This is a genomic window from Streptomyces sp. NPDC054956 (genome assembly GCF_053609185.1).
Genome location: NZ_JBSGXB010000002.1, coordinates 59,423 through 82,557, shown reverse-complemented (window position 1 = coordinate 82,557; position 23,135 = coordinate 59,423). Strand labels below are relative to the sequence as shown.

At 73.2% G+C, this 23,135-nt stretch carries 16 protein-coding genes; 12 read left to right on the top strand and 4 right to left on the bottom strand.

Translation table 11 applies throughout. The features are described from left to right. Positions 1-103: 103 nt before the first annotated feature. Both ACWGDE_RS00750 and ACWGDE_RS00745 read right to left on the bottom strand, forming a co-directional pair. Positions 104-349 carry an antitoxin gene (locus ACWGDE_RS00750; RefSeq protein WP_453386773.1) on the bottom strand — a complete coding sequence of 82 codons (246 nt, stop codon included), beginning with the start codon at positions 347-349 and terminating at the stop codon, positions 104-106. 25 nt (positions 350-374) lie between these two features. Then, complete coding sequence (locus ACWGDE_RS00745) at positions 375-590, bottom strand: gliding motility protein (RefSeq protein WP_453386772.1); 216 nt, start codon at positions 588-590, stop codon at positions 375-377. A gap of 232 nt (positions 591-822) precedes the next feature. Between ACWGDE_RS00745 and miaA the strand changes: the two genes are divergently transcribed. The 6 genes from miaA (at position 823) to hflX (ending at position 8,846) form a co-directional block, all read left to right on the top strand. Then, positions 823-1,761 (top strand): tRNA (adenosine(37)-N6)-dimethylallyltransferase MiaA, encoded by a 939-nt coding sequence (miaA, locus tag ACWGDE_RS00740; protein WP_453386771.1) that lies wholly within the window; start codon positions 823-825, stop codon positions 1,759-1,761. A gap of 125 nt (positions 1,762-1,886) precedes the next feature. Continuing rightward, positions 1,887-2,438: a hypothetical protein gene (locus ACWGDE_RS00735; protein ID WP_453386770.1), complete on the top strand. Its 552-nt coding sequence runs from the start codon at positions 1,887-1,889 to the stop codon at positions 2,436-2,438. A gap of 59 nt (positions 2,439-2,497) precedes the next feature. Next, complete coding sequence (dapF, locus tag ACWGDE_RS00730) at positions 2,498-3,373, top strand: diaminopimelate epimerase (protein ID WP_453386769.1); 876 nt, start codon at positions 2,498-2,500, stop codon at positions 3,371-3,373. 140 nt (positions 3,374-3,513) lie between these two features. Further along, positions 3,514-5,595, top strand: a complete 2,082-nt coding sequence (locus tag ACWGDE_RS00725; RefSeq protein WP_453386768.1) for a RelA/SpoT family protein — start codon at positions 3,514-3,516, stop codon at positions 5,593-5,595. An 85-nt stretch (positions 5,596-5,680) separates the two neighbouring features. Beyond that, a complete protein-coding gene (locus ACWGDE_RS00720) occupies positions 5,681-7,129 on the top strand; it encodes a M1 family metallopeptidase (RefSeq protein ID WP_453386767.1) in 1,449 nt (482 codons plus the stop codon). 208 nt (positions 7,130-7,337) lie between these two features. Further along, positions 7,338-8,846: a GTPase HflX gene (hflX, locus tag ACWGDE_RS00715; RefSeq protein WP_453386766.1), complete on the top strand. Its 1,509-nt coding sequence runs from the start codon at positions 7,338-7,340 to the stop codon at positions 8,844-8,846. Between the two features lie 109 nt (positions 8,847-8,955). Here hflX and ACWGDE_RS00710 read toward each other — a convergent pair whose 3' ends face one another. Next, entirely contained in the window at positions 8,956-10,125 is a 1,170-nt protein-coding gene (locus tag ACWGDE_RS00710; protein WP_453386765.1) for a hypothetical protein, read from the bottom strand. 505 nt (positions 10,126-10,630) lie between these two features. Between ACWGDE_RS00710 and ACWGDE_RS00705 the strand changes: the two genes are divergently transcribed. The 5 genes from ACWGDE_RS00705 (at position 10,631) to ACWGDE_RS00685 (ending at position 21,169) form a co-directional block, all read left to right on the top strand. Continuing rightward, positions 10,631-11,902: a diaminobutyrate--2-oxoglutarate transaminase family protein gene (locus ACWGDE_RS00705; protein WP_453386787.1), complete on the top strand. Its 1,272-nt coding sequence runs from the start codon at positions 10,631-10,633 to the stop codon at positions 11,900-11,902. Positions 11,903-14,577: 2,675 nt separating this feature from the next. After that, positions 14,578-16,395: an IucA/IucC family protein gene (locus ACWGDE_RS00700; RefSeq protein ID WP_453386786.1), complete on the top strand. Its 1,818-nt coding sequence runs from the start codon at positions 14,578-14,580 to the stop codon at positions 16,393-16,395. Between the two features lie 31 nt (positions 16,396-16,426). Beyond that, on the top strand, positions 16,427-17,098 hold the full coding sequence (locus ACWGDE_RS00695; RefSeq protein WP_453386764.1) for a GNAT family N-acetyltransferase: 672 nt from the start codon (positions 16,427-16,429) through the stop codon (positions 17,096-17,098). 134 nt (positions 17,099-17,232) lie between these two features. Next, complete coding sequence (locus ACWGDE_RS00690; RefSeq protein ID WP_453386763.1) at positions 17,233-19,146, top strand: IucA/IucC family protein; 1,914 nt, start codon at positions 17,233-17,235, stop codon at positions 19,144-19,146. Between the two features lie 52 nt (positions 19,147-19,198). Further along, the gene (locus tag ACWGDE_RS00685; protein ID WP_453386762.1) at positions 19,199-21,169 is read left to right on the top strand and encodes an ATP-dependent DNA helicase; all 1,971 of its coding nucleotides are present in this window, start codon (positions 19,199-19,201) and stop codon (positions 21,167-21,169) included. Positions 21,170-21,322: 153 nt separating this feature from the next. Here the strand turns inward: ACWGDE_RS00685 and lexA are convergent, their stop codons facing one another. Beyond that, the gene (gene lexA, locus ACWGDE_RS00680; RefSeq protein ID WP_214953278.1) at positions 21,323-22,114 is read right to left on the bottom strand and encodes a transcriptional repressor LexA; all 792 of its coding nucleotides are present in this window, start codon (positions 22,112-22,114) and stop codon (positions 21,323-21,325) included. A gap of 477 nt (positions 22,115-22,591) precedes the next feature. On the opposite strand from lexA, the gene nrdR reads away from it, so the two are divergent. Continuing rightward, the gene (gene nrdR / locus ACWGDE_RS00675; RefSeq protein ID WP_453386761.1) at positions 22,592-23,104 is read left to right on the top strand and encodes a transcriptional regulator NrdR; all 513 of its coding nucleotides are present in this window, start codon (positions 22,592-22,594) and stop codon (positions 23,102-23,104) included. The last annotated feature ends 31 nt before the right edge of the window (positions 23,105-23,135 follow it).

The window sequence follows — 23,135 nt, the reverse complement described above, 5'->3', positions numbered from 1 at the left end:
TACCTGCCCGTACCGGCCCGCCCGTCCGGCCGTGAGCGGCCCCGGACACGGCAGAGGGGCGCGGCGCCACGCTCGGTGGTGCCGCGCCCCTCCAGGAACCGCGTCAGGAAGCCGCCGGCGGCGTCGGCCCGCCGGGAGCGTCCTTGTGCGCGATCTTGCCCAGGGCGTCCTTCGCCTTGTCCGCGCCGCTAGAGATCTGGCCGCTGTACTTGCCCTTGGTCTTGGAGTCGACGGCCTTGGCCATCTTGTCCAGATTCTGGGCGATCTTGCCCTCGTGCTGCTGCGCGAGGTCGCCGACCTTGTCCTTGGCGGGCGCGAGCTTGGCCTTCAGATTGTCCAGCAGGCCCATGGGTCACCTTCCAATGGCGGGGTAGCTACGTACGGGCACCCTCGCCGGCCTCGCTGTCCGCGGCGACCTCCGCCGACTGCTGCTTCGGGATCTCGACGGCTTCCACCGCGTCCTCCTCGGCCACAGCCGGCCCGGTCTCGGCCTCGTCGGCCGTCACGGACTCCGCCGTCAGATCCGCGGCGGCGACCTCTTCGGTCGTCGCCTGGCTCTTGCGGCCGAGAAGCCGGTCCAAAATGCCCATGTCTACTCCTATAACGTTACTCGTGTGAGTGAAGTTCCGCCGTGGACTGGCCCGTGGACGAGCCGGTGAGCGGCCCCTGGACGGCCCGTGGACGAACCGGCCCGCGCCGGTCCGGAGCCGGGCGTACGACAGGCGCGCGCCGGGCCGGAACCCCGCCAAGGCAACGACCCCGGTACGACCCCGTCACGTAGCTCGATCGGGTACATGCCGTGAGGTTTGCGAGACTGGGGCGGTGAGGAAAGCAGCTCCCGCCCCGCGGGTCATCGCCGTCGTCGGACCCACCGCGGCCGGAAAGTCCGATCTGGGCGTAGCCCTGGCCCGTCATTTCGACGGCGAGGTCGTCAACGCCGACTCGATGCAGCTGTATCGGGGGATGGACATCGGCACCGCCAAACTGACGACCGAGGAACGCGGCGGGGTCCCGCACCACCTCCTCGACATCTGGGACGTCACCGAGACCGCGAGCGTCGCCGAGTACCAGCGCCTCGCCCGCGCCGAGATCGACAAGCTGCTCGCCCAGGGCCGTACGCCGGTCCTCGTCGGCGGCTCCGGCCTGTACGTGCGCGGCGCGCTCGACGCCATGGAGTTCCCGGGGACCGACCCCGAGATCCGGGCCCGTCTGGAGGCCGAGGCCACCCTGCGCGGCCCCGGCGCCCTGCACGCCCGCCTCGCCGCAGCCGACCCGGCCGCGGCGCAGGCGATCCTGCCCAGCAACGGCCGCCGCATCGTGCGCGCGCTGGAGGTCATCGAGATCACCGGCCGGCCGTTCACCGCGAACCTGCCCGGCCACGAGTCCGTCTACGACACGGTCCAGATCGGCGTGGACGTGGCCAGGCCCGAGCTCGACGAGCGGATCGCGCTGCGCGTGGACCGGATGTGGGAGGCCGGGCTGGTGGAGGAGGTCCGTGATCTGGAGGCCGCCGGACTGCGTGACGGAATCACCGCCTCCAGGGCGCTCGGCTACCAGCAGGTGCTCACCGCGCTCGCCGGGGAGTGCACGATGGAGGAGGCCCGTGCCGAGACGGTCCGCGCCACCAAGCGGTTCGCCCGCAGGCAGGACTCGTGGTTCCGCCGCGACCCGAGGGTGCACTGGCTCAGCGGGGCCGCCGCGGACCGGGGGGAACTCGCCGGACTCGCGCAGTCGTTGGTCGAACGAGCGGTCACAGCCTGATCACGTGATGGCATCGGGACGCCCCGCGCGCCCGTTCGGGGCCTGACGGCGTGCCATCATCAAACTTCCGACGGTGTCGTCACCGGCGGTGAACGGCGGCGTACGAGGACCGAACGGGAGGGCGCGTGGCGATGGAGGCCGGCCCTCGCGACACCGGTCGGGACGACTCCCGGCCGGAAACGGACCCGACGCTTCACGGAGCGCTCGCGGAGACCGACGACGGGTTCGAGGTCGACGGTCCCGGCGCGGACGGCCTGGGACTGCCCGCGGACCCCGCGCGGCTGAGCCCCGACGGCCCGGACGCACCCGACTCCGCCGAGGCGGAGGCGGCCGCCGCCCCCGCCTTCGAGGTGGAGCTGCGCCCGCAGCGCCGACTGCGCCTGTGGCAGATCGCCCCCATCGTCGTCCTGGCCGCCTCCGGATCGCTGATGTTCGCCTTCCCGCTCGCCTTCGAGTTCGGCGACGGCGGAGCGGTCGTGGCCATGCTCGGGTTCCTGATCAGCTGCTGCGCGGGCGGCTGGGGCATGATGGCCGCGCGCCGGGTGGGCTACGCCCTGCCCGGGCTCCCGGCCCGCGGCTCGGGCCGGCGCCCCGACTGGCGGGTGGCCGGGCTGTACGCGCTGGTCGCGCTGGTCGTCGTTGCGCTCGCCGTGTACCGGGTGGCCCGGCTCCGCTAGGTCCCCGGTGGCCCGGCTCCGCCGGGCCCCGCTTCCGCGCGGCTCGGTACCATGGGCGCGTGACGCAGAAGAGCCTCTCCTTCCTCAAGGGCCACGGCACCGAGAACGACTTCGTGATCGTTCCGGACCCGGACAACGCCATCGAGCTGCCGGCGACCGCCGTCGCCCGGCTGTGCGACCGGCGGGCCGGGATCGGCGCCGACGGCGTCCTGCACGTCGTGCGCTCCGCCGCGCACCCCGAGGCGGCGCACATGGCCGGCGAGGCCGAGTGGTTCATGGACTACCGCAACAGCGACGGCTCCGTCGCCGAGATGTGCGGCAACGGCGTCCGCGTCTTCGCCCGCTACCTCCACCACGCGGGCCACGTCGAACCCGGCGACCTGGCCGTCGCCACCCGCGGCGGCATCAAGCGGGTGCACCTCGACAAGGCCGGCGACGTGACCGTCTCCATGGGCCGCGCCGAGCTGCCCGAGGGCGAGGTCACCGTCTCGGTCGGTGCCCTTTCCTGGCCCGCGCGCAACGTCAACATGGGGAACCCGCACGCGGTGGCCTTCGTTGACAGCCTGGACGATGCCGGGAACCTGCTGGACCCGCCCCCGTACAGCCCGGCGTCCGCCTACCCGACGGGTGTCAACGTCGAGTTCGTCGTCGACCGCGGCCCCCGGCACGTCGCCATGCGCGTCCACGAGCGCGGCTCCGGCGAGACCCGCTCCTGCGGCACCGGCGCCTGCGCGGTGGCCGTGGCCGCCATCCGCCGCGACGGCGCGGACCCGGCCGTCACCGGCGAGCCCGCCACGTACACCGTCGATCTGCCCGGCGGCACGCTGGTCATCACCGAACACCCCGACGGCCGGATCGAGATGACCGGACCCGCCGTCATCGTGGCCGAGGGCGAGTTCGATCCCGCCTGGCTCACCGAAACGGCTTTCGTCTAAAGCTTCCCTCTAATGGGTGATCCGTTTCACGCTGAGCGAGAGGTGGACTGCGCCACGTGGTGGGGTCGGTAGCATCAGGCACCGGCCCTGAGGGCTCACCCCATGCCCACCACCGCCGGTCGAAGCCGCCGGAGGTGCCCATGAGTGCAGAGGCCACGAACCCCGAAGCACGCCCCGAAGAGCGCCCAGAACTTCGCAGACGGGGCCGGACCAGGCTTGACCTGCGACGACTTGGCCGCGCCGCGCTGCTCGGCCCCGCGTCCAGGGACCGGTTGCCGGACGCGATCGGCCACGTCGCCGAGGCGCACCGGGCCCATCACCCCGACGCGGACATGTCCGTCCTGCGCCGCGCGTACCTGCTCGCGGAGACCTCGCACCGCGGTCAGATGCGCAAGAGCGGTGAGCCGTACATCACACATCCGCTCGCCGTCACCCTGATCCTGGCCGAACTCGGCGCCGAGACCACCACCTTGACGGCCTCTCTCCTGCACGACACGGTCGAGGACACCGACGTGACCCTCGATCAGGTCCGCGAGGAGTTCGGCGAGGAGGTCTGCTTCATCGTCGACGGCGTCACCAAGGTCGAGAAGATCGACTACGGGGCCGCCGCCGAGCCCGAGACCTTCCGCAAGATGCTCGTCGCCACCGGCAACGACGTCCGCGTGATGTCCATCAAACTCGCCGACCGGCTGCACAACATGCGCACCCTCGGCGTGATGCGCCCCGACAAACAGGCCCGCATCGCCAAAGTCACCCGGGACGTACTGATCCCGCTCGCCGAACGGCTCGGCGTACAGGCCCTGAAGACCGAGCTGGAAGACCTCGTCTTCGCGATCCTGCACCCCGAGGAGTACGAGCACACCCGCTCCCTCATCGCAGCCCACGCGGGCGACCGCGACCCGCTGCCCGCCATCGCCGACTCCGTACGGGCCGTCCTGCGCGAAGCGGGCATCGCCGCCGAGGTGGTGGTGCGGCCGCGGCACTTCGTCTCCGTGCACCGGATCGCCCTCAAGCGCGGCGAGCTGCGCGGCTCCGACTTCGGCCGCCTGCTGGTCCTCGTCGCCGAGAACGCCGACTGCTACGCGGTGCTCGGGGAACTGCACACCTGCTTCACCCCCGTCGTCTCGGAGTTCAAGGACTTCATCGCCTCCCCGAAGTTCAACCTCTACCAGTCGCTGCACACCGCCTTCGCCACGCCCGAGGGGTACGTCGCCGAAGTCATCGTCCGGACCCGGCAGATGCACCGGGTCGCGGAGGCGGGCGTGGTGGCGCTCGGCAATCCGTACACCAACCCGCCCGCCGCCGAGTCGGCCGACTGCGACGAGGAGCGCGTGGACCCCACGCGCCCCGGCTGGCTGTCGCGGCTGCTCGACTGGCAGCAGTCGGCGCCCGACCCCGACACCTTCTGGAACGTCCTGCGCTCGGAGCTGGCGCAGGACCGCGAAATCACCGTGTTCCGGGCCGACGGGGGCACGCTGGGCCTGCCGGCCGGCTGCAGCTGTATCGACGCCGCCTACGCGCAGTACGGCGAGGCGGCCCACGGCTGTATCGGCGCCCGGGTCAACGGGCGCCTGACCTCCCTGTCCTCCCGGCTCTCGGACGGGGACACCGTCCAGCTGCTCCTCTCGCACGACGCCGCCTCCGGGCCCTCCGCCGACTGGCTGGACCACGCCAGGACCCCGGCCGCCCGGATCGCCATCAGCAGCTGGCTGGAGTCCCATCCCGACGGGGCCGGGCCCGCCGCGGCCGCGCCGCGGGCGCCGCTGTCGGTGGTGGGGGCCCGGGGCGGCGGCGGCAACGCCGTAGCCGACCTGCCGGACGCCACCGTGCGGCTCGCGGGGTGCTGCACGCCGGTGCCGCCGGACGCGGTCGAGGGGTTCGTCGTACGCGGCGGGGCGGTCACCGTGCACCGCGTCCAGTGCGCGACGGTGGCCCAGATGCGGGCGGTGGGGCGCACCCCCGTCGCCGTGCACTGGCGGGCGACCGCCGACTGCCGGGTCACGCTGGTAGCCGAATCGTTCGGCCGCCCGCACCTGCTGGCCGATCTGACCGAGGCCATCGCCCGCGAGGGGGTCGAAGTGGTCTCCGCGACCGTGGAACCGCCGGTCGAGCAGCGGGTCCGCCACACCTACACGCTCCAGCTCCCCGACGCGGCGGGACTCCAGGCGCTCATGCGGGCCATGCGGGACGTGCCGGGCGTCTACGACGTCAGCCGGGCGTAAGCGGTCCGGCCCGTGGGACCCCTTTCGGGTGGAGCCGTCGCGCGTCGTTCGCGGGCGCGTGGCGGGCGCTGATAAGCGGTGGGGGATGCAGCTCACCTCCCCGCGCCTGCGCGCCGCCCTGCTGGCCGCGGCCTCCCTCACCCTCGTCGCCGCCGTGGTGCCCCCGCCCAAGGCCCTGGGCATCGGCGACCCGCTGTTCCCGGAACTCGGGAACCCCGGGTACGACGTCCTCTCGTACGACCTGTCCTTCGCGTACAAGGACAACAACAGCCCGCTCGACGCGGTCACCGTCATCGACGCGCGCACCCTCGCGCCGCTCGAGACCGTCAACCTCGACTTCACCCACGGCAAGGTGGCGTCCGTCGAGGTCAACGGGGAGCCGGCCCGGTTCGAGAGCGTCGGGGAGGACCTCGTGCTGACCCCCGCGCGGCCGCTGGCCGCCGGCGCCCCCCTGCACATCGCCGTCCGGCACACGAGCGACCCGCGCGGCCGCGGCGACGGCGGCTGGGTGGTCACCGAGGACGGGCTGGCGATGGCCAACCAGGCCGACGCCGCCCACCGGGTCTTCCCGTGCAACGACCACCCCGCCGACAAGGCGTACTTCACCTTCCACATCACCGCGCCGGCCGGGCTGACCGCCGTGGCCAACGGGGTGCCGGGGGTGCTCCCGGCCCACCGCGCGGGCGCCGCGACCACGTGGACGTACCGGACCCTGCACCCGATGGCCACCGAGCTCGCCCAGGTCTCGGTCGGCGACTCCGCCGTCGTGCACGGCACCGGTCCGCACGGACTGCCGCTGCGCGACGTGGTCCCGTCGGCGGACCGGGAGCGGCTGGAGCCCTGGCTGAAGAAGACCGCCGGGCACATCGCATGGATGGAGGAGCGCGTCGGCCGCTACCCCTTCGAGAACTACGGGGTGCTGATCGCGAAGGCCCGGACCGGCTTCGAGCTGGAGACGCAGACGCTCTCGCTGTTCGAGAGCGGACTGTTCGCGGGCGGCGGGGGATACCCCGAGTGGTACGTCGAGTCCGTGATGGTCCACGAGCTGGCCCACCAGTGGTTCGGCGACAGCGTGACCCCGCGCGCCTGGTCGGACCTGTGGCTCAACGAGGGCCACGCCACCTGGTACGAGGCCCTGTACGCCGACGGCCTCGGCAAGTACTCCCTGGAGCGGCGGATGCGCGAGGCCTACCAGCGCTCCGACCAGTGGCGCGCGGCCGGCGGCCCCCCGGCCGCGCCGAAGCCGGCCCCGCCGGGCGAGAAGATCGGGCTGTTCCGGCCGGCGGTCTACGACGGGGCCGCGCTGATCCTGTACGCGCTGCGCCAGGAGATCGGGGCCGAGGCCTTCGACCGGGTGGAGCGGCGGTGGGTGGGCGAGCACCGGGACGCGGTCGCGGGCACCGAGGAGTTCGTACGCCTGGCGTCGCAGGAGGCCGGACGGGACCTGAGGGCCTTCCTGGAGCCCTGGCTCTACGGGAAGAAGACGCCGGCCATGCCGGGGCATCCCGAGTGGGGCGGCCCGAAAAGCGTGTGACGCGTGCGGAACGGGCATGCCACCATCGACGAGGCCGTTCTACGGGGCCCCGCACCACGGGGGGCGCAGCGTCGCGGGGACACCCGGGGGAATCCCCGGGGAGTGTCACGCGTTGGACATGACAGTGTTGTGTCACGCGCGGGAGTAGCTTTGGCCTTGGCTCCGCTTCGCCTGACGCGGACGCATTCGAAAACGACGTAAGGATCCAATGACCTCCTCTTCTTCCCCTTCCCAGGACGCGCGGGACGACGCAAGGACTGCGGCGGACTCGCAGAGCTTCACCGAGAGCCTTCGGGCCGACGCCCTGATGGAAGAGGACGTCGCCTGGAGCCACGAGATCGACGGAGACCGGGACGGCGCCCAGTACGAGCGCTCCGAGCGCGCGGCCCTGCGCCGCGTGGCCGGCCTCTCCACCGAACTCGAGGACGTCACCGAGGTCGAGTACCGCCAGCTCCGCCTGGAGCGGGTCGTACTCGTGGGCGTGTGGACCTCCGGCACGGTGCAGGACGCGGACAACTCCCTCGCGGAGCTCGCCGCACTCGCCGAGACGGCGGGGGCACTCGTACTCGACGGCGTGATCCAGCGCCGCGACAAGCCCGACCCGGCCACCTTCATCGGTTCCGGCAAGGCGCGCGAGCTGCGCGACATCGTCATGGAGAGCGGCGCCGACACCGTCGTCTGCGACGGCGAGCTCAGCCCCGGCCAGCTCATCGCCCTCGAGGACGTCGTCAAGGTGAAGGTGGTCGACCGGACCGCGCTCATCCTCGACATCTTCGCCCAGCACGCCAAGTCCCGAGAGGGCAAGGCGCAGGTCGCGCTCGCGCAGATGCAGTACATGCTGCCGCGACTGCGCGGCTGGGGTGCCTCGCTGTCCCGGCAGATGGGTGGCGGCGGCGGTGGCGGCATGGCCACCCGCGGCCCCGGTGAGACCAAGATCGAGACCGACCGTCGCCGGATCCGCGAGAAGATGGCGAAGATGCGCCGGGAGATCGCGGAGATGAAGACCGGCCGCGACATCAAGCGGCAGGAACGGCGCCGCAACAAGGTGCCCTCGGTCGCCATCGCCGGATACACCAACGCCGGCAAGTCCTCGCTGCTCAACCGCCTCACGGGCGCGGGCGTCCTGGTGGAGAACGCGCTGTTCGCCACCCTCGACCCGACCGTGCGCCGGGCCGAGACCCCCTCCGGCCGGGTCTACACCCTGGCCGACACCGTCGGCTTCGTCCGGCACCTGCCCCACCACCTCGTCGAGGCGTTCCGCTCCACGATGGAGGAGGTCGGCGACTCCGACCTCATCCTGCACATCGTGGACGGCTCGCACCCGGCTCCGGAGGAGCAGCTGGCGGCGGTCCGCGAGGTCATCCGCGAGGTCGGCGCCGTCAAGGTGCCCGAGATCGTGGTGATCAACAAGGCGGACGCGGCCGACCCGCTGGTGCTCCAGCGCCTGCTGCGCATCGAGAAGCGCTCCATCGCCGTCTCGGCGCGCACGGGTCAGGGCATCGAGGAACTCCTCGCGCTCATCGACGCGGAGCTGCCGCGGCCGGCGATCGAGGTCGAGGCCGTGGTGCCCTACACGCGCGGCTCGCTGGTCGCCCGTGCGCACGCCGAGGGCGAGGTGATCTCCGAGGAGCACACGGCGGAGGGCACCCTGCTCAAGGCGCGGGTGCACGCGGAACTGGCGGCGGAGTTCGCTCCGTACGTGCTCGCGAAGCACTGAGGCGGCGGCCCGCTGGCCGTGCGCACGTGAAGAGGGCCCCCGCGGATGCGGGGGCCCTCTCCTCTTGCCCTGCGGTTGTCGTCCGGGTGCCGGCCGGTTTGCCGTCGGGCTACTTGAACTTGCCGCTCACGGCGTCGAAGACGCCCTTCGCCTCGGGGCCCAGCCGCGGTCCGGCCAGCCAGCCCGCCTTCGCGGGACCGATCGAGGTGTTCGACACCAGCGCCGGCTTGCCGTCGGCGCCCGCCGCGACCCAGCCGCCGCCCGAGGAACCGCCGGTCATCGTGCAGCCGATGCGGTACATCGCGGGGTCGGTCGCGTTCAGCGACAGCCGGCCCGGCTTGTCGGCGCACTGGAAGGCCTTCTGGCCGTCGAACGGAGCCGCCGCCGGGTAGCCGGTGGCCGTCATGCTCGTGATCTTGGGCGTGGCCGCGGCGTTGAACTCCACCGGGAGGGCCGTACCGACCGTCTCCTCGAGGGACTTGCCGCCACCCTTCTCCGGGGTCACGTGCAGCACCGCGAAGTCGTACGGGGCACCCGCGCCGCCGGTCGGACCGCCGGTCGCGATCCACTGGTCGGAGGTCTGCGCCCAGTCGCTCCACCACACGCCGTACGGGGCCACCTCCTCGCGGGGCGCGCCCTTGAGCGCGGCCGCCGGCTTGCCCGTGTTGTTGTACGACGGGACGAAGGCGATGTTGCGGTACCAGCCGCCGGACTTTCCCGCGTGCACGCAGTGGCCGGCCGTCCAGACCATGTTGGACTTGCCGGGGTGCGCCGGGTCCTTGACCACGGTCGCCGAGCAGACCATCGAGCCCTCGGGGCCGTCGAAGAAGACCTTGCCGGAGGCCGGAACGCTCTGGTGGTAGGGCGGGTTCACGGCCTTGGCCGTCACCGGGGCCGGGACGGGATCGGTGACGCCCTGGTCCTTGCCCGCGTCCGGGTCGACGGCCGGGGGCTGCGGGGTCTTGGCCGCGTCACGCATGCGGTCCGGGTTCCACAGGTCCTCGATGATCGGGTTGATGTAGTCGCCCGCCTCGCGGAGCCAGTCCTCCTTCTTCCAGTTCTTCCACTCACCCCCCTTCCACTTCTCCAGGTCGATGCCGTGCTCCTTGAGCTTGTCCTTGAGCCCGTCCGGGATCTTCACCCCGTCCAGGCCGGTGGGCAGGCTCGCCGCCACGGTCGGCTTGGCGTCGGTCTCACCGTCGCCGGGCCCGCACGCCGCGGCGGTCAGCGCGAGCGCGGCCGAGCACAGGATCGCGGTGACCGGTCGAATCGGTCGCATGTCGTGAATCCCCCTGGTGGTTCGGGATGGTGCCTGGGTTTGCAGCCCCCCACTATGCCGCTGCCGTGGGGGACGGCACAGCCCGGGGCGACGGTTCCGTCGCGGGAGGCCCGATCTCCGGGCGGGGCAAGGATCTTGGGGCCACCCGTGATCCGTCGCCGTCACCGTCGTTGGTACGTACGGGGGATGGGGGAGCAGCGTTGGTGTTCGAGGCGCACTCCGGAAGAGCAACCGTGCGGGAGGAGCGACACTCGTGGCTTTGACGAGCGGGCAGGCCGCGGCCGCGGCGCACGTCCCGCCGCAGACGAACCGGGGGCCGGAGGCGGGGCCGGGGGCGAGCCCGGGGGCGGGGGGCCCGGCGGGACCGGAGTCGGGGCCGGCGGGGACCGCGGCCGCGGGACCGGAGCCGGGAGAGGTCCCTGGTCGGGGCTCGGCCGGTCCGGGATCCGGCCGGGGCTCGGCCGGGCGGGGCTCCTCCGGCCGGGGCTCCGGCGCGGGCGAGGGGATCCTGCGGCGGCAGGCCCAACGGGAGTCCGCGGCACGGACGTACGCGCGCTCCCTGCCCATCGTCCCCGTGCGCGCCCGCGGGCTGACCATCGAGGGCGCGGACGGACGGCGCTACCTCGACTGCCTCTCCGGCGCCGGCACCCTCGCCCTCGGCCACAACCACCCCGTCGTGCTCGAAGCGATCCGCGGAGTCCTCGACTCGGGGGCCCCGTTGCACGTCCTGGACCTCGCGACACCGGTCAAGGACGCCTTCACCACCGAGCTGTTCGCCAACCTGCCGGCGGAGCTGGCCGCCGACGCCCGCGTCCAGTTCTGCGGACCGGCCGGGACGGACGCCGTCGAGGCCGCGCTCACGCTCGTCCGCACGGCCACCGGCCGGTCGGGGATGCTCGCCTTCACCGGGGCCTACCACGGCATGACCACGGGCGCGTTGGAGGCCTCGGGCGGCGCGGCGGACGTACGGGTGACCCGGCTGCCCTACCCGCAGGACTACCACTGCCCGTTCGGGATCGGCGGGGCCGAAGGGGCGGAACTGTCGGCCCGTTGGACGCAGAACCTGCTCGACGACCCCAAGAGCGGGGTGGCGGCCCCGGCCGGGATGATCGTCGAACCCGTCCAGGGGGAGGGCGGGGTCCACCCCTCCCCGGACGCCTGGCTGCGCAGGATGCGGGAGATCACGGCGGCGCGGGGGATCCCGCTGATCGCCGACGAGGTCCAGACGGGGGTCGGCCGGACCGGAGCCTTCTGGGGCGTCGACCACGCCGGGGTCGTACCCGACGTGATGGTGCTGTCCAAGGCCATCGGCGGCAGCCTGCCGCTCGCGGTGATCGTGTACCGGGCGGAGCTCGACCAGTGGGCCCCCGGAGCCCACGCCGGAACCTTCCGCGGCAACCAGCTGGCCATGGCGGCGGGCACCGCGACCCTGGCCTACGTCCGGCGCAACGGCCTCGCGGACCGGGCGCGGACCCTGGGCGCGCGGATGCTGGCCTCCCTGCGGACCCTGATCCCGGCCCACCCGTGCGTGGGGGACGTACGGGGCCGCGGGCTGATGATCGGCGTCGAACTGATCGACCCGGACACCGGGGGAGCCGCGCCCGCCCTCGCGGTGGCCGTCCGCCAGGCGTGCCTGGACCGCGGCCTGATCGTCGAACTCGGCGGCCGCCACTCCAGCGTCGTGCGCCTCCTCCCCCCGCTGACCCTGACCGACGAACAGGCCACGGCCGTCCTCGACCGCCTGGCCGACGCCATCCCCGCCGCCACCGGCCGCTAAGGACCCCCATGCCGACCCCTCCCCCCACCCCACCGGGCCCGCCGGCCGCCTCCCCGATGCCTCCTACTGCGGCCTCGGCCCTACCACCGTCCGAAACCCCCACCCCACCCGGACCGCCGCCCGCCTCCCCGTTGCCTCCAACCGCGGCTTCCCAGCAGCCGCCCGGTCCGGCCGTGGCCGGCACGGAGCCGCGATCGCCTGGAACTGCCACCCCGCCCCGGGCACCGGCTGCCTCCCCACCTCCCGCAACTGCGGCGTCCACACAGCCGCCTCCACCGGGTGCAACCCCGACTTCGCCCGGTCGTCCGGCCGCTCCGCTGCGTCTGCCCACTGAGGTCTCCGCGCTGCGACCCCTGTCCGTCTCCAGCCAGCCGCCCGGTCCGGCCGTGGCTGCCACGGAGCCGCGATCGCCGGGGAACCCCAGCCCGCCTGGGCCGTCGGCCGGCTCCCTGACCCCGGGGGCTGTCGGGTCCGCCTTGCCGTCCTTGTCGGGTGCGACACCAACTCGGCAGCCCCTGTCGGCCGTCACACCCACCTCACCCGCCCTGGCTGACCCGTCGGCCGTTTCCCCGACCCGGCCGGTCGTGGCGGCCCCGCCCTTGTCCTCCGCCGTGCCGTGCGGGCCCGTACCGCCACCGTCGGGGGCCTCCGCGACCTTTACGACCTGGCCTGCGGCCGTCCCGGTATCTCCGCCGGCAGCGCCATCCGTCGCCGCCTCGACGCCGCCGCCCGCGGCTGTGCCTGCTCCTGTGTCGGTCGGGTCCCTGCCGTCGCCCCCCGCGCCGCCCACGCCGAGCAAGGCCTTCCCGACATCGCAGACCCCGCCGCCGGCTGTGCCGGACGAGGCCTCGCCGTCCTCGTCGGCCCCCGCCGGGGCTACGGCCCCCGACCTCCCGCTGTCATCGCCGAAGCCTTCCGTGCCGGTCGAGCCCGTGTCGCCGCCGCCGAGCCCCGCGCCGACCGCGCCGGGCGGGGCCTTGCCACCTTCATCGGTCCCCGCCGGTGCCGAGGTGCCTCCCCTTCTGCCGCCGCGGACCGATGCCGACGCGTCCGCCCCGTCTTCGTCTGCCCCCGTGCGGGCTGGCGTGGGTGGCTCGCTGCCGTCCTTGTCGGCTCCTGCGTCGGGCGTCCCGGGGGTGGCACGTGTCGTCGCAGTCGAGCCCGGGCTTCATGCGGTCGTCCCCGCCGACTCCGGAGCGTGCCCCGCCTCCGAGGCAGCCGCACCGACCTCAATGCCCGCCGGGACGCTGCCGCCCTCGTCCGGGGCCCGGGCTTCCGAGCTGACCTCGACCTCGGTCGCCGGGCCCCTCTCACCTCCGTCGGGCGCCACCTTCGGCGTCCGCGCAGGGGCGGGAGCCGTGCCAGTCACACCCCCTGCCACCCCCATGGAGGATCGGTCCATGCCTGCTTCGGAGGCTCCCACCCCCGCCCCTGGCTCCGCGCCGCTTGACTCGACCGGGCCCGTGCCTGCCCCACTTCTCCCCGCCGACGCCGACAGCCCGTCTGCTTCCGCCTCGGCCGGACCGGCTCCGACCATCCCCGTCGTGACGGCCCCAGCCCCTGGCGCCGAGTTCGCCTCCGGGGACGGGCCCACCCCGCCGCACAGCGGGCCGGCGGTGTCCGCCGCCCTCGGCGCCGACTTCCACGGGGCGGGCGACCCCAGCCGGCCTTCGGAGGCCCAAGCGTCCCCGACCCCGGGAGTCACCGGCGCTGCCCACCCTTCGGCGGTCCGCCCGTCATCCGCCTGGGCAGCCACGGCCGGTGCCCCGCCCTCGGGGGTCCACCCGTCCCCGGATCCGGCAGTCACAAGTGATGCCCGGCCTTGGGAGGTCCACCCGTCCCCGGGCCAGGCAGTCAGAGGTGATGCCCTGCCGTCGTCGGTCTGTCCGTCCCCGGATCCGGCAGCCACAGGCGACGCCCAGCCTTCGACGGTTCACCGGTCCCCGGATCCGGCAGCCACGGCCGGTGCCCAGCCTTCGTTTGTCGGCCCGTCATCGGACCGGGCCGTCATGGCCGGTGGCCGGGCCTCGACGGTCCGCCCGTCCGCGGATCCGGTAGCCGCGGCCGGTGCCCAGCCTTCGGTCGTCGGCCCGTCATCGGGCCCGGCCGTCACGGCCGATGCCCAGGGCTCGGTGGTCCGCCCGTCCCCGGACCCGGCACACACAGGCGGGGCCCAGACTGCGGTATCGCCTGGTCCCGACAGCGCCGCGGGCCTTCTGCGGCCGGTCGTCGGTGCTGTCTGGGGGGTTCCGGACGGGCCCGTATCGGCCGGGCCGACCTCCGGACTCGGTGTCGGCGGTCGCTCTCCGCAGCCCGAGCCGGAGCCTTGGAGCGCGGCGTCGCCGGGTGGGCCCTGTCCGTCGGTATCCGGCCCCGCCGGACCTGCCCCGTCCGCACCGGGGCGGACGGGCGGGGTGGCGCCGGCGGGCCCGGGCGGTGGGGCGTTGCAGGAGTGGCCCGCGCAGGCGGGCGCGGCCGGAGGGACGGCCTTGCCGCTGGCTGCGGCCGCCGGACTCGGGGAGGACTCGGCGGCCGAGCGGCCCCGCGAGTCGTCCACGCCGCCGGAGCGGGACGCCTCGGCCCCGGCGCCCTCCGGGCACGCGGATGCCCTGCCGGCATCCGGCGGGCGCTCCGCACTGCCCGCCGGTACCCCGCCGGGCACGCCCGGCGCGGGCATGCCGTGGGCGGCGGCCGCGCCGCGGCCCGGTGGGGACTCGGCCAGCGTGCCGCGGCAGCAGGACGGCACGGTCAGACCCCGCGTGGGCGCGGCCGACCCCCTGGACCACCCCGAGCCCAGGATCGCCGCCGAGGCCGCGACCGTGGAGGGCCTGCTGCGCTGCTGGGTCCGCGAGACCGGCCTCGGCCGGCCCGCCGGACCCGTGCTGCGCGTCCCCCTCCCCGCGTCCGGCACCGCCCTGCTCGTCGCCGTCCGCTACTGGTCCGCGGCCGGCTGGCACCGCTTCGGCCCGGCCCGGATCGAAGGCGCCCCCGCCGACGCCCCCGCCGTGGACGCGGTCACCCTGGCCGCGCTGATCTCCCGTGAGGGACAGGCCGCCCCCGGCAGCGCGGACCTCGTCGGCAGGGTCGCCGACTCGGTGCACCGCACCGCCGAGTTCATCGAAGACCGCCGCAAGCGCTCGGACGCCCCCGCCCCCGTCGCCTGCGACCGGTTCCTCACCGCCGAACAGTCCCTCCTGCTCGGCCACCCGCTGCACCCGACCCCGAAGAGCCGCGAAGGCCTCTCCGAAGCCGAAGTGCGCCGCTACTCACCCGAACTGCACGGCTCCTTCCCCCTGCACTGGGTGGCGGTCGCGCCCGCCGCGCTCGCCACCGATTCGGCCTGGACCGAGCGCGGGCGCCCCGTCTCCGCCGCCCGACTGCTGGCCCGCCTCGCCCCCGGGCTCCCGGTGCCCGACGGCGCCACCCCCCTTCCCCTTCACCCCTGGCAGGCCCGCGACCTGCTCCAGCGCCCCGCCGTCGCCGCCCTCCGCGACGCGGGACTCCTGCACGACCTGGGCCCGTACGGCGACCCCTGGTATCCCACCTCCTCCATCCGCACCGTCCACCGGCCCGGCGCCCCCGCGATGCTCAAGCTCTCGCTGGGCCTGCGCATCACCAACTCCCGCCGCGAGAACCTCCGCAAGGAACTCCACCGCGGCATCGAGGTGCACCGGCTGCTCCGCACCGGCCTCGCCGAGCAGTGGCAGGCGGCGCACCCCGGCTTCGACATCGTCCGCGACCCGGCCTGGGTCGCCGTCGACGCCCCGGACGGCACCCCCGTCCCCGGACTCGACGTCATGCTGCGCCACAACCCCTTCCGCCCGGACGACGACGCCCTCTGCATCGCCGCACTCACCGCACCCCGCCCGTGGCCGGGCCGGACCACCATGACCTCCCGGCTCGCCGAGACCGTCGCGCATCTCGCCGCCACCACCGGACGAACCACGTCCGCCGTCTCCGCCGAGTGGTTCCTGCGCTACCTCGACCACGTAGTCCTGCCGGTCATCGCCTTCGACGCCCTCGCCGGCATCGCCCTCGAAGCGCACCAGCAGAACACGCTGGTCCTCCTCGACCCGGCCGGCTGGCCGGTCGGCGGCCGCTACCGCGACAACCAGGGCTATTACTTCCGCGCGTCACGCCGCGCGGAACTCGAGCGCCGGCTCCCCGGTATCGGCGCCGCCAGCGACACGTTCGTCTCCGACGCCGTCACCGACGAACGCTTCGCCTACTACCTCGGCATCAACAACGTGCTCGGTCTCATCGGCGCCTTCGGATCCCAGAGGCTCGCCGACGAGCGCGTCCTGCTCGCCGCCTTCCGCCGCTTCCTCGGCAAGGCCGCGGGCCTGGGCCCGCTCCCCGAGCGGCTGCTCGACTCGCGCACCCTGCGCTGCAAGGCGAATCTGCTCACCCGCCTGGGAGGCCTCGACGAGCTCGTCGGCCCCGTCGACACCCAGTCCGTCTACGTCACCATCGCCAACCCCCTTCACGACTGACGCGTCCGTACCGACACGGAGAAGAGCCCCGATGCCCTCCACCGACTTCCACACCGGTGCGCCCCACACCGATGTCTCCCGCCCCCTCGCACCGCATCTCACCCCCCGGCTGCTGCCCCTGCTCGCCGAAGCGGATCTGCTGGACTCCCCGGCGGGCTGGGGCGGCATCACCACACGGGCCGGGGTCTTCCGCCTGGAACCCGTACGGCTCGACCGCGACCTGCAGGTGCTCACCCGTTGGATGAACGACCCGGAGGTGGACGCCTACTGGGAACTCGCCGGCCCCGCCGCCGTCACCGCCGCCCACGTGCGGGCACAGCTGGACGGGGACAGCCGCAGCATCCCCTGCCTCGGCCTCCTGGACGGCACGCCGATGAGCTACTGGGAGATCTACCGGGCCGACCTCGACCCGCTCTCCGCGCACTACCCGGCGCGCCCCCACGACACGGGTATCCACCTGCTCATCGGAGACGGCACGAACCGCGGCCGAGGCTTGGGGACGGCGCTCCTGCGCGCCGTCTCCGACCTGGTCCTCGACAACCACCCGCGCTGCATGCGTGTCATCGCCGAACCGGACATCCGCAACACCCCCTCCGTATCAGCCTTCCTGAACTCCGGTTTCCGCTGTTCCACAGAGATCGAACTGCCCGGCAAGCGCGCCGCGCTGATGATCCGCGAGCGGGCGCTGCGCAATCTCCTCTGAGTGCCGCCCCGCAGATCCCGGATCACTGACGCACGCTCACCCGCCTTCCGCTTCCGCTCCCGTGTCCAGCGCTGTACCTCTCACTTCGAAAACTCTGCGTCACGCAGCAAAGTTCCCGATCCTCGAGGAGTCCCGTGCAGAATTTCTCCGCCGCCCCAGACTCCGCGGGCGCTCATTTCTCGGACACCGTGCCCCCGTCGCCCCAGCACCCGTGCACCCCACCCGAACTGAACCACCCGACCTGGGACTTCGCCGCCCGCCGCCTGCTCGCCAAGATGCTCGGCGAGTTCGCGTACGAGGAGATCATCAGCCCGGTCCCCGCCCCGGCCGCCTCCGGCGACGCCTGGACGCTGACCCTCGACGACGGCAGCAGCCTCGGCTTCCGGGCCCGCCGCCGCGCCTACGGCAGCTGGCACGTCACCCCCGACACCATCACCCTCACCACGGCGCCCACCCCCGGAGCCCCACCCGCCCTGGGAGCCCCACCCGCCCCCGGAACCACCCCCGGAACCCCGACCGCCTTCGGGGACCCGTACGCCTTCCTCATCCGCGCCCGCACCCTCCTCGGCCTCGACGGCGCCACCCTCGGCCACATGGTCCGCGAGCTCAGCGCCACCCTCGCCGCCGACGCCCGCATCGACCACACCGCGCTCACCGCCGACGTCCTGGCCGACCTCGACTACGCCGCCCTGGAAGGCCACCAGACCGGCCACCCCTGGCTCGTCCTCAACAAGGGCCGGATCGGACTCTCCGCCTCCGACACCGCCGCCTGGGCCCCGGAAGCCCGCACCGCCCAGCGCCTGCCCTGGCTCGCCGCCCACACCTCCCTCGCGCAGTACAGGGGAACCGCCGGCCTGGAAGACCCCGCACGCCTCTACTCCACCGAGCTCGACCCCGTCACCCGCGACCTCTTCGACCGGACCCTGCGCGAGCGCGGTCTCGATCCGCTCGGCTACCTCTACCTCCCGGTCCATCCCTGGCAGTGGGACGAGGTCGTCCTGCCGCTCTTCGCCCCGGCCCTCGCCGCCGGCACCCTGGTCCCGCTCCCCGCGGACCCCGACCTCCGCCTTCCGCAGCAGTCGATCCGCACCTTCCTCAATCTCACGCGCCCCGACCGCCACAGCGTCAAGCTGCCCCTCTCCGTCCTCAACACCATGGTCTGGCGCGGCCTGCCCTCCGACCTGGCCCACGCGGCGCCGGCCGTCACCGCCTGGATCCACTCGATCCGGGACGCGGACCCCTTCCTCCGCGACGAGTGCGGAGTGATCCTGCTCGGCGAAGTCGCCTCCGTCACCGTCCGCCACCCCGTCTACGACGCGCTCCCCGAGGTCCCGTACCAGTACAAGGAGCTCCTCGGTGCGATCTGGCGCGAGCCGCTGGCCGGCCACCTCGCCCCCGGCGAGCGCGCCCGCACCCTCGCCTCGCTCCTGCACACCGATCCCCGCGGCCGGTCGTTCACCGCCGAGCTCGTCGCCCGCTCGGGCCTGGCCCCCACCGCCTGGCTCCAGCGCCTCTTCGCCGCCCTGCTGCCCCCGCTGCTGCGCTTCCTCTACCGCTACGGCACCGTCTTCTCCCCGCACGGCGAGAACGCGGTCGTGATCTTCGACGAGCACGACGTCCCGGTCCGGCTCGCGGTCAAGGACTTCGTGGACGACGTCAACATCAGCGCCGAGCCGCTGCCCGAGCTGGCCGCCATGCCCGACGAGGTCCGCGCGGTGCTGCTCAGCGAGCCCGCGGACTTCCTGCCCCAGTTCATCCACTCGGGACTCTTCGTGGGCGTCTTCCGCTACCTCTCCGCCCTCTGCGAGGACCGCCTGGGCGTCCCCGAGGACACGTTCTGGTCCCTCGTACGGGCGGAGATCCTGCGCCACCACGCCCGCTTCCCCGAGCTCAAGGAGCGCTACGAGCTCTTCGACCTCCTCGGCGAACGCATCGTCCGCCTCTGCCTCAACAGGAACCGCCTCTACGAGGACGGCTACCGCGACCGCCCCGACCGCCCGCACGCCGTGCAGCACGGCACCGTGCCGAACCCCCTGCACCGGCCGTGAGTCCTCTTCGGTGCGGTCGCTGTCGGTGGCGCCCCGTAGGGTTGGCACTGCTATGACGAAGCCCTCCCTCCCCGACCTGCTGCACGCCGCCGTCTCCGCCGTCGGCGGCACGGAGCGGCCCGGCCAGGTGGCCATGGCCGAAGCCGTCGCCGAAGCGATCGACGACAACTCCCACCGCCTCATCCAGGCCGGTACCGGTACCGGTAAGTCCCTGGGCTACCTGGTGCCGGCCCTCGCGCACGGCGAGCGCGTGGTCGTCGCCACGGCGACGCTGGCGCTTCAGCGCCAGCTCGTCGAGCGGGACCTGCCCCGGACGGTGGAGGCGCTGCATCCGCAGCTCCGCCGCCGCCCGCAGTTCGCCATGCTCAAGGGCCGCTCCAACTACCTGTGCCTGCACCGCCTGCACGAGGGCGCCCCGCAGGACGAGGAGGAGGGCCTCTTCGACCAGTTCGAGGCGGCCACCCCCACCAGCAAGCTGGGGCAGGACCTGCTGCGCCTGCGCGACTGGGCGGACGAGACCGAGACCGGCGACCGCGACGACCTGACCCCGGGCGTCTCCGACAAGGCCTGGTCGCAGATCTCCGTCTCCTCCCGCGAGTGCCTGGGCGCGACGAAGTGCGCGTACGGAGCCGAGTGCTTCGCGGAGGCCGCCCGAGAGCGGGCCAAGCTCGCGGACGTGGTCGTCACCAACCACGCGCTCCTCGCCATCGACGCCATCGAGGGCGCCCCCGTGCTCCCGCAGCACGAGGTCCTGATCGTCGACGAGGCCCACGAGCTGGTCTCCCGGGTGACCGGGGTCGCCACCGGCGAGCTCACCCCCGGCCAGGTCAACCGCGCCGTGAAGCGGGCGGCGAAGCTGGTCGACGAGAAGACCGCGGACTCCCTGCAGACGGCCTCCGAGACCTTCGAGCGCGTCATGGAGCTGGCGCTCCCCGGCCGGCTGGAGGAGATCCCCGAGGACCTCGGCTACGCGCTGATGGCCCTGCGGGACGCCTCGCGCAACGTGATCTCGGCGATCGGCAACACCCGCGACAAGTCCGTCCACGACGAGGACGCCGTGCGCAAGCAGGCCCTCGCCGCGGTGGAGAGCGTCCACGGCGTGGCGGAGCGGATCATGGCCGGCTCCGAGTACGACGTCGTCTGGTACGAGCGCCACGACCGGTTCGGCGCCACCCTCCGGGTCGCTCCGCTGTCGGTGTCGGGCCTGCTCCGCGAGAAGCTGTTCGAGGACCGCTCGGTGGTCCTGACCTCGGCCACCCTCAAGCTCGGCGGTGACTTCAACGGCGTCGCGGCGTCGATGGGCCTCTCCCCGGAGGGCGTGGAAGGCGAAGACGCACCGCAGTGGAAGGGCCTGGACGTCGGCTCGCCGTTCGACTACCCCAAGCAGGGCATCCTCTACGTCGCCAAGCACCTGGCCACCCCCGGCCGCGAAGGCACCCGCGGCGACATGATGGACGAACTCGCCGAGCTGATCGAGGCCGCCGGCGGCCGCACCCTGGGCCTGTTCTCCTCCATGCGCGGCGCGAAGGCGGCCGCCGAGGAACTGCGCGGCCGGCTCGACAACCCGATCCTGCTCCAGGGCGAGGAGACGCTGGGCGAGCTGATCAAGAGCTTCGCGGCCGATCCGAAGACCTGCCTGTTCGGCACCCTGTCGCTGTGGCAGGGTGTGGACGTGCCCGGACCCAGCTGCCAGCTGGTGGTCATGGACAGGATCCCGTTCCCGCGCCCCGACGACCCGCTGATGAGCGCACGGCAGAAGTCGGTCGAGGAGCGCGGCGGGAACGGGTTCATGTCCGTCGCGGCCACGCACGCGGCGCTGCTCATGGCCCAGGGCGCGGGCCGGCTCGTACGGGCCACCGGTGACAAGGGCGTCGTCGCGGTCCTGGACCCCCGGCTGGCCACGGCCCGCTACGGGAGCTTCCTGCGGGCCACGCTGCCGGACTTCTGGTACACCACGGACCGCAACCAGGCCCGCCGCTCGCTCGCCGCGATCGACGCTGCGGCGACGGCCGAGGGGAAGTAGTTCTCGGGAGCACGAGCGGGACCATCAACGGGGCAACCCAAGCGGCGAACAGCCATGTCCGCGAGAGCGGTGGCGGTTTAGCCGTGTAAAGGGGCGCGAAGCAGCTCCGGGACCGGCGCAGTAGGTCCCGGAGCTGGATGGGGGCGCGGGGAGTCAGACCCTGCGCAGTACCGCGACGACCTTGCCCAGGATGGTGGCCTCGTCGCCGGGGATCGGCTGGTAGGCGGCGTTGTGCGGGAGCAGCCAGACGTGCCCGTCCTCGCGCTTGAAGCGCTTGACCGTGGCCTCCCCGTCGAGCATGGCGGCGACGATGTCGCCGTTCTCCGCTACCGGCTGGCGACGGACCGTGACCCAGTCGCCGTCGCAGATGGCGGCCTCGATCATCGAGTCGCCGACGACCTTGAGGCAGAACAGCTCACCGTCGCCGACGAGCTGGCGGGGGAGGGGGAACACGTCCTCCACCGACTCCTCGGCGAGGATCGGGCCACCGGCCGCGATCCGGCCGACCAGGGGTACGTACGAGGCCGCGGGCTTGCCCGTGGTGTCCGTGGGCTGCGAGCTGGGCTGGTCGGAGCCGCGTACCTCGTACGCCCGGGGGCGGTGGGGGTCGCGGCGCAGGAAGCCCTTGCGCTCCAGGGCCATCAGCTGGTGCGCGACCGACGACGTGCTGGACAGGCCGACCGCCTGACCGATCTCCCGCATCGACGGCGGGTAACCGCGCCGCTGGACCGAGTCGCGGATGACCTCGATGACCCTCCGCTGCCGGTCCGTGAGCCCGGAGCTGTCGGCGCGGATGCCTGGAGGTCGCCCTGGCAGCGAGCGTGCGGGGCGTACGGGCTCCGCCTCCGGGTTCAGGCTTGCGTCATTCATGGCATGCACCGGCTCGAGTCGGCTCTGGGAGCGGTTCTGGGCAGTGATGGTGGCACTGTCTGCGGTGGTGGTCACGTCGGCCCCTCTCGAAATGTTCTCCCTAGCTGGACAACGGTAGTTGCTTTCGAAAGGTTGCGCCAAACACACGTTCGAGTGAAAAATCGGAGATCACCCACCGTGGTCACATCGTGGGGTGTATGGCCGACCGGCGGGCCACTCGGACCGAACGCGGGTTCGGCTTCGGAGCCACTGCTTACGGTACCCTTCCGGGTCGGGTCGCCACCGTCCGGGTACGCGCCCAGTGTGACACCGAGAGGCCCTGTATCCGGCCATCGGACACCGCGACACGCGGAGCGGCGTAAATCCACCACAACCCAAGATCTAGTGGTTGGATGAGCGCTGCCACCCAGAAGTTGTGGTCCTCGGTCTGCCGAGGTCCTCGGCATCGCATATGCTTGTGGCTGCTTCACGAGCCCCCGACAGAGCCTCGCCTCTGTCGTTCAGGGGTCTCGTGAGGTGATTCAGTCGTGCCAAGAGGAGGGTGAGGGAACCATGCACTGCCCCTTCTGCAGGCACCCCGACAGCCGTGTCGTCGACAGTCGGACCACCGACGACGGCACGTCGATCCGCCGGCGCCGCCAGTGCCCCGACTGCTCCCGTCGCTTCACGACGGTGGAGACGGCCTCGCTGATGGTGATCAAGCGCAGCGGGGTGACCGAACCCTTCAGCCGTACCAAGGTCATCTCCGGCGTGCGCAAGGCGTGCCAGGGACGGCCGGTCACCGAGGACGCCCTCGCCAAGCTCGGCCAGCGGGTCGAAGAGGCGTTGCGCGCCACCGGGAGCGCCGAGCTGACCACCCACGACGTGGGTCTGGCCATACTCGGCCCGTTGCAGGAGCTCGACCTGGTCGCGTACCTCCGGTTCGCGTCCGTTTACAAGGCGTTCGACACACTCGAAGACTTCGAGACCGCCATCGCGGAACTCCGCGTGCCGCGGCCTCACCCCGAAGAGTGCGAGCCCGGTGGGACCGCTTCGGTCCCCGTGCCCGCCTCCGCCGCCGACTGACCGAACGGCCCGTTCCGCACCGCGTGCGCAC

Coding starts and splice junctions, on each gene's coding strand:
- ACWGDE_RS00725 (WP_453386768.1), top strand. CDS start 3,514: ATGAGTGCAGAGGCCACGAACCCCGAAGCACGCCCCGAAGAGCGCCCA.
- nrdR (WP_453386761.1), top strand. CDS start 22,592: ATGCACTGCCCCTTCTGCAGGCACCCCGACAGCCGTGTCGTCGACAGT.
- ACWGDE_RS00745 (WP_453386772.1), bottom strand. CDS start 590: ATGGGCATTTTGGACCGGCTTCTCGGCCGCAAGAGCCAGGCGACGACC.
- hflX (WP_453386766.1), top strand. CDS start 7,338: ATGACCTCCTCTTCTTCCCCTTCCCAGGACGCGCGGGACGACGCAAGG.
- ACWGDE_RS00685 (WP_453386762.1), top strand. CDS start 19,199: ATGACGAAGCCCTCCCTCCCCGACCTGCTGCACGCCGCCGTCTCCGCC.
- ACWGDE_RS00750 (WP_453386773.1), bottom strand. CDS start 349: ATGGGCCTGCTGGACAATCTGAAGGCCAAGCTCGCGCCCGCCAAGGAC.
- ACWGDE_RS00710 (WP_453386765.1), bottom strand. CDS start 10,125: ATGCGACCGATTCGACCGGTCACCGCGATCCTGTGCTCGGCCGCGCTC.
- ACWGDE_RS00700 (WP_453386786.1), top strand. CDS start 14,578: ATGCCGTGGGCGGCGGCCGCGCCGCGGCCCGGTGGGGACTCGGCCAGC.
- ACWGDE_RS00720 (WP_453386767.1), top strand. CDS start 5,681: ATGCAGCTCACCTCCCCGCGCCTGCGCGCCGCCCTGCTGGCCGCGGCC.
- ACWGDE_RS00695 (WP_453386764.1), top strand. CDS start 16,427: ATGCCCTCCACCGACTTCCACACCGGTGCGCCCCACACCGATGTCTCC.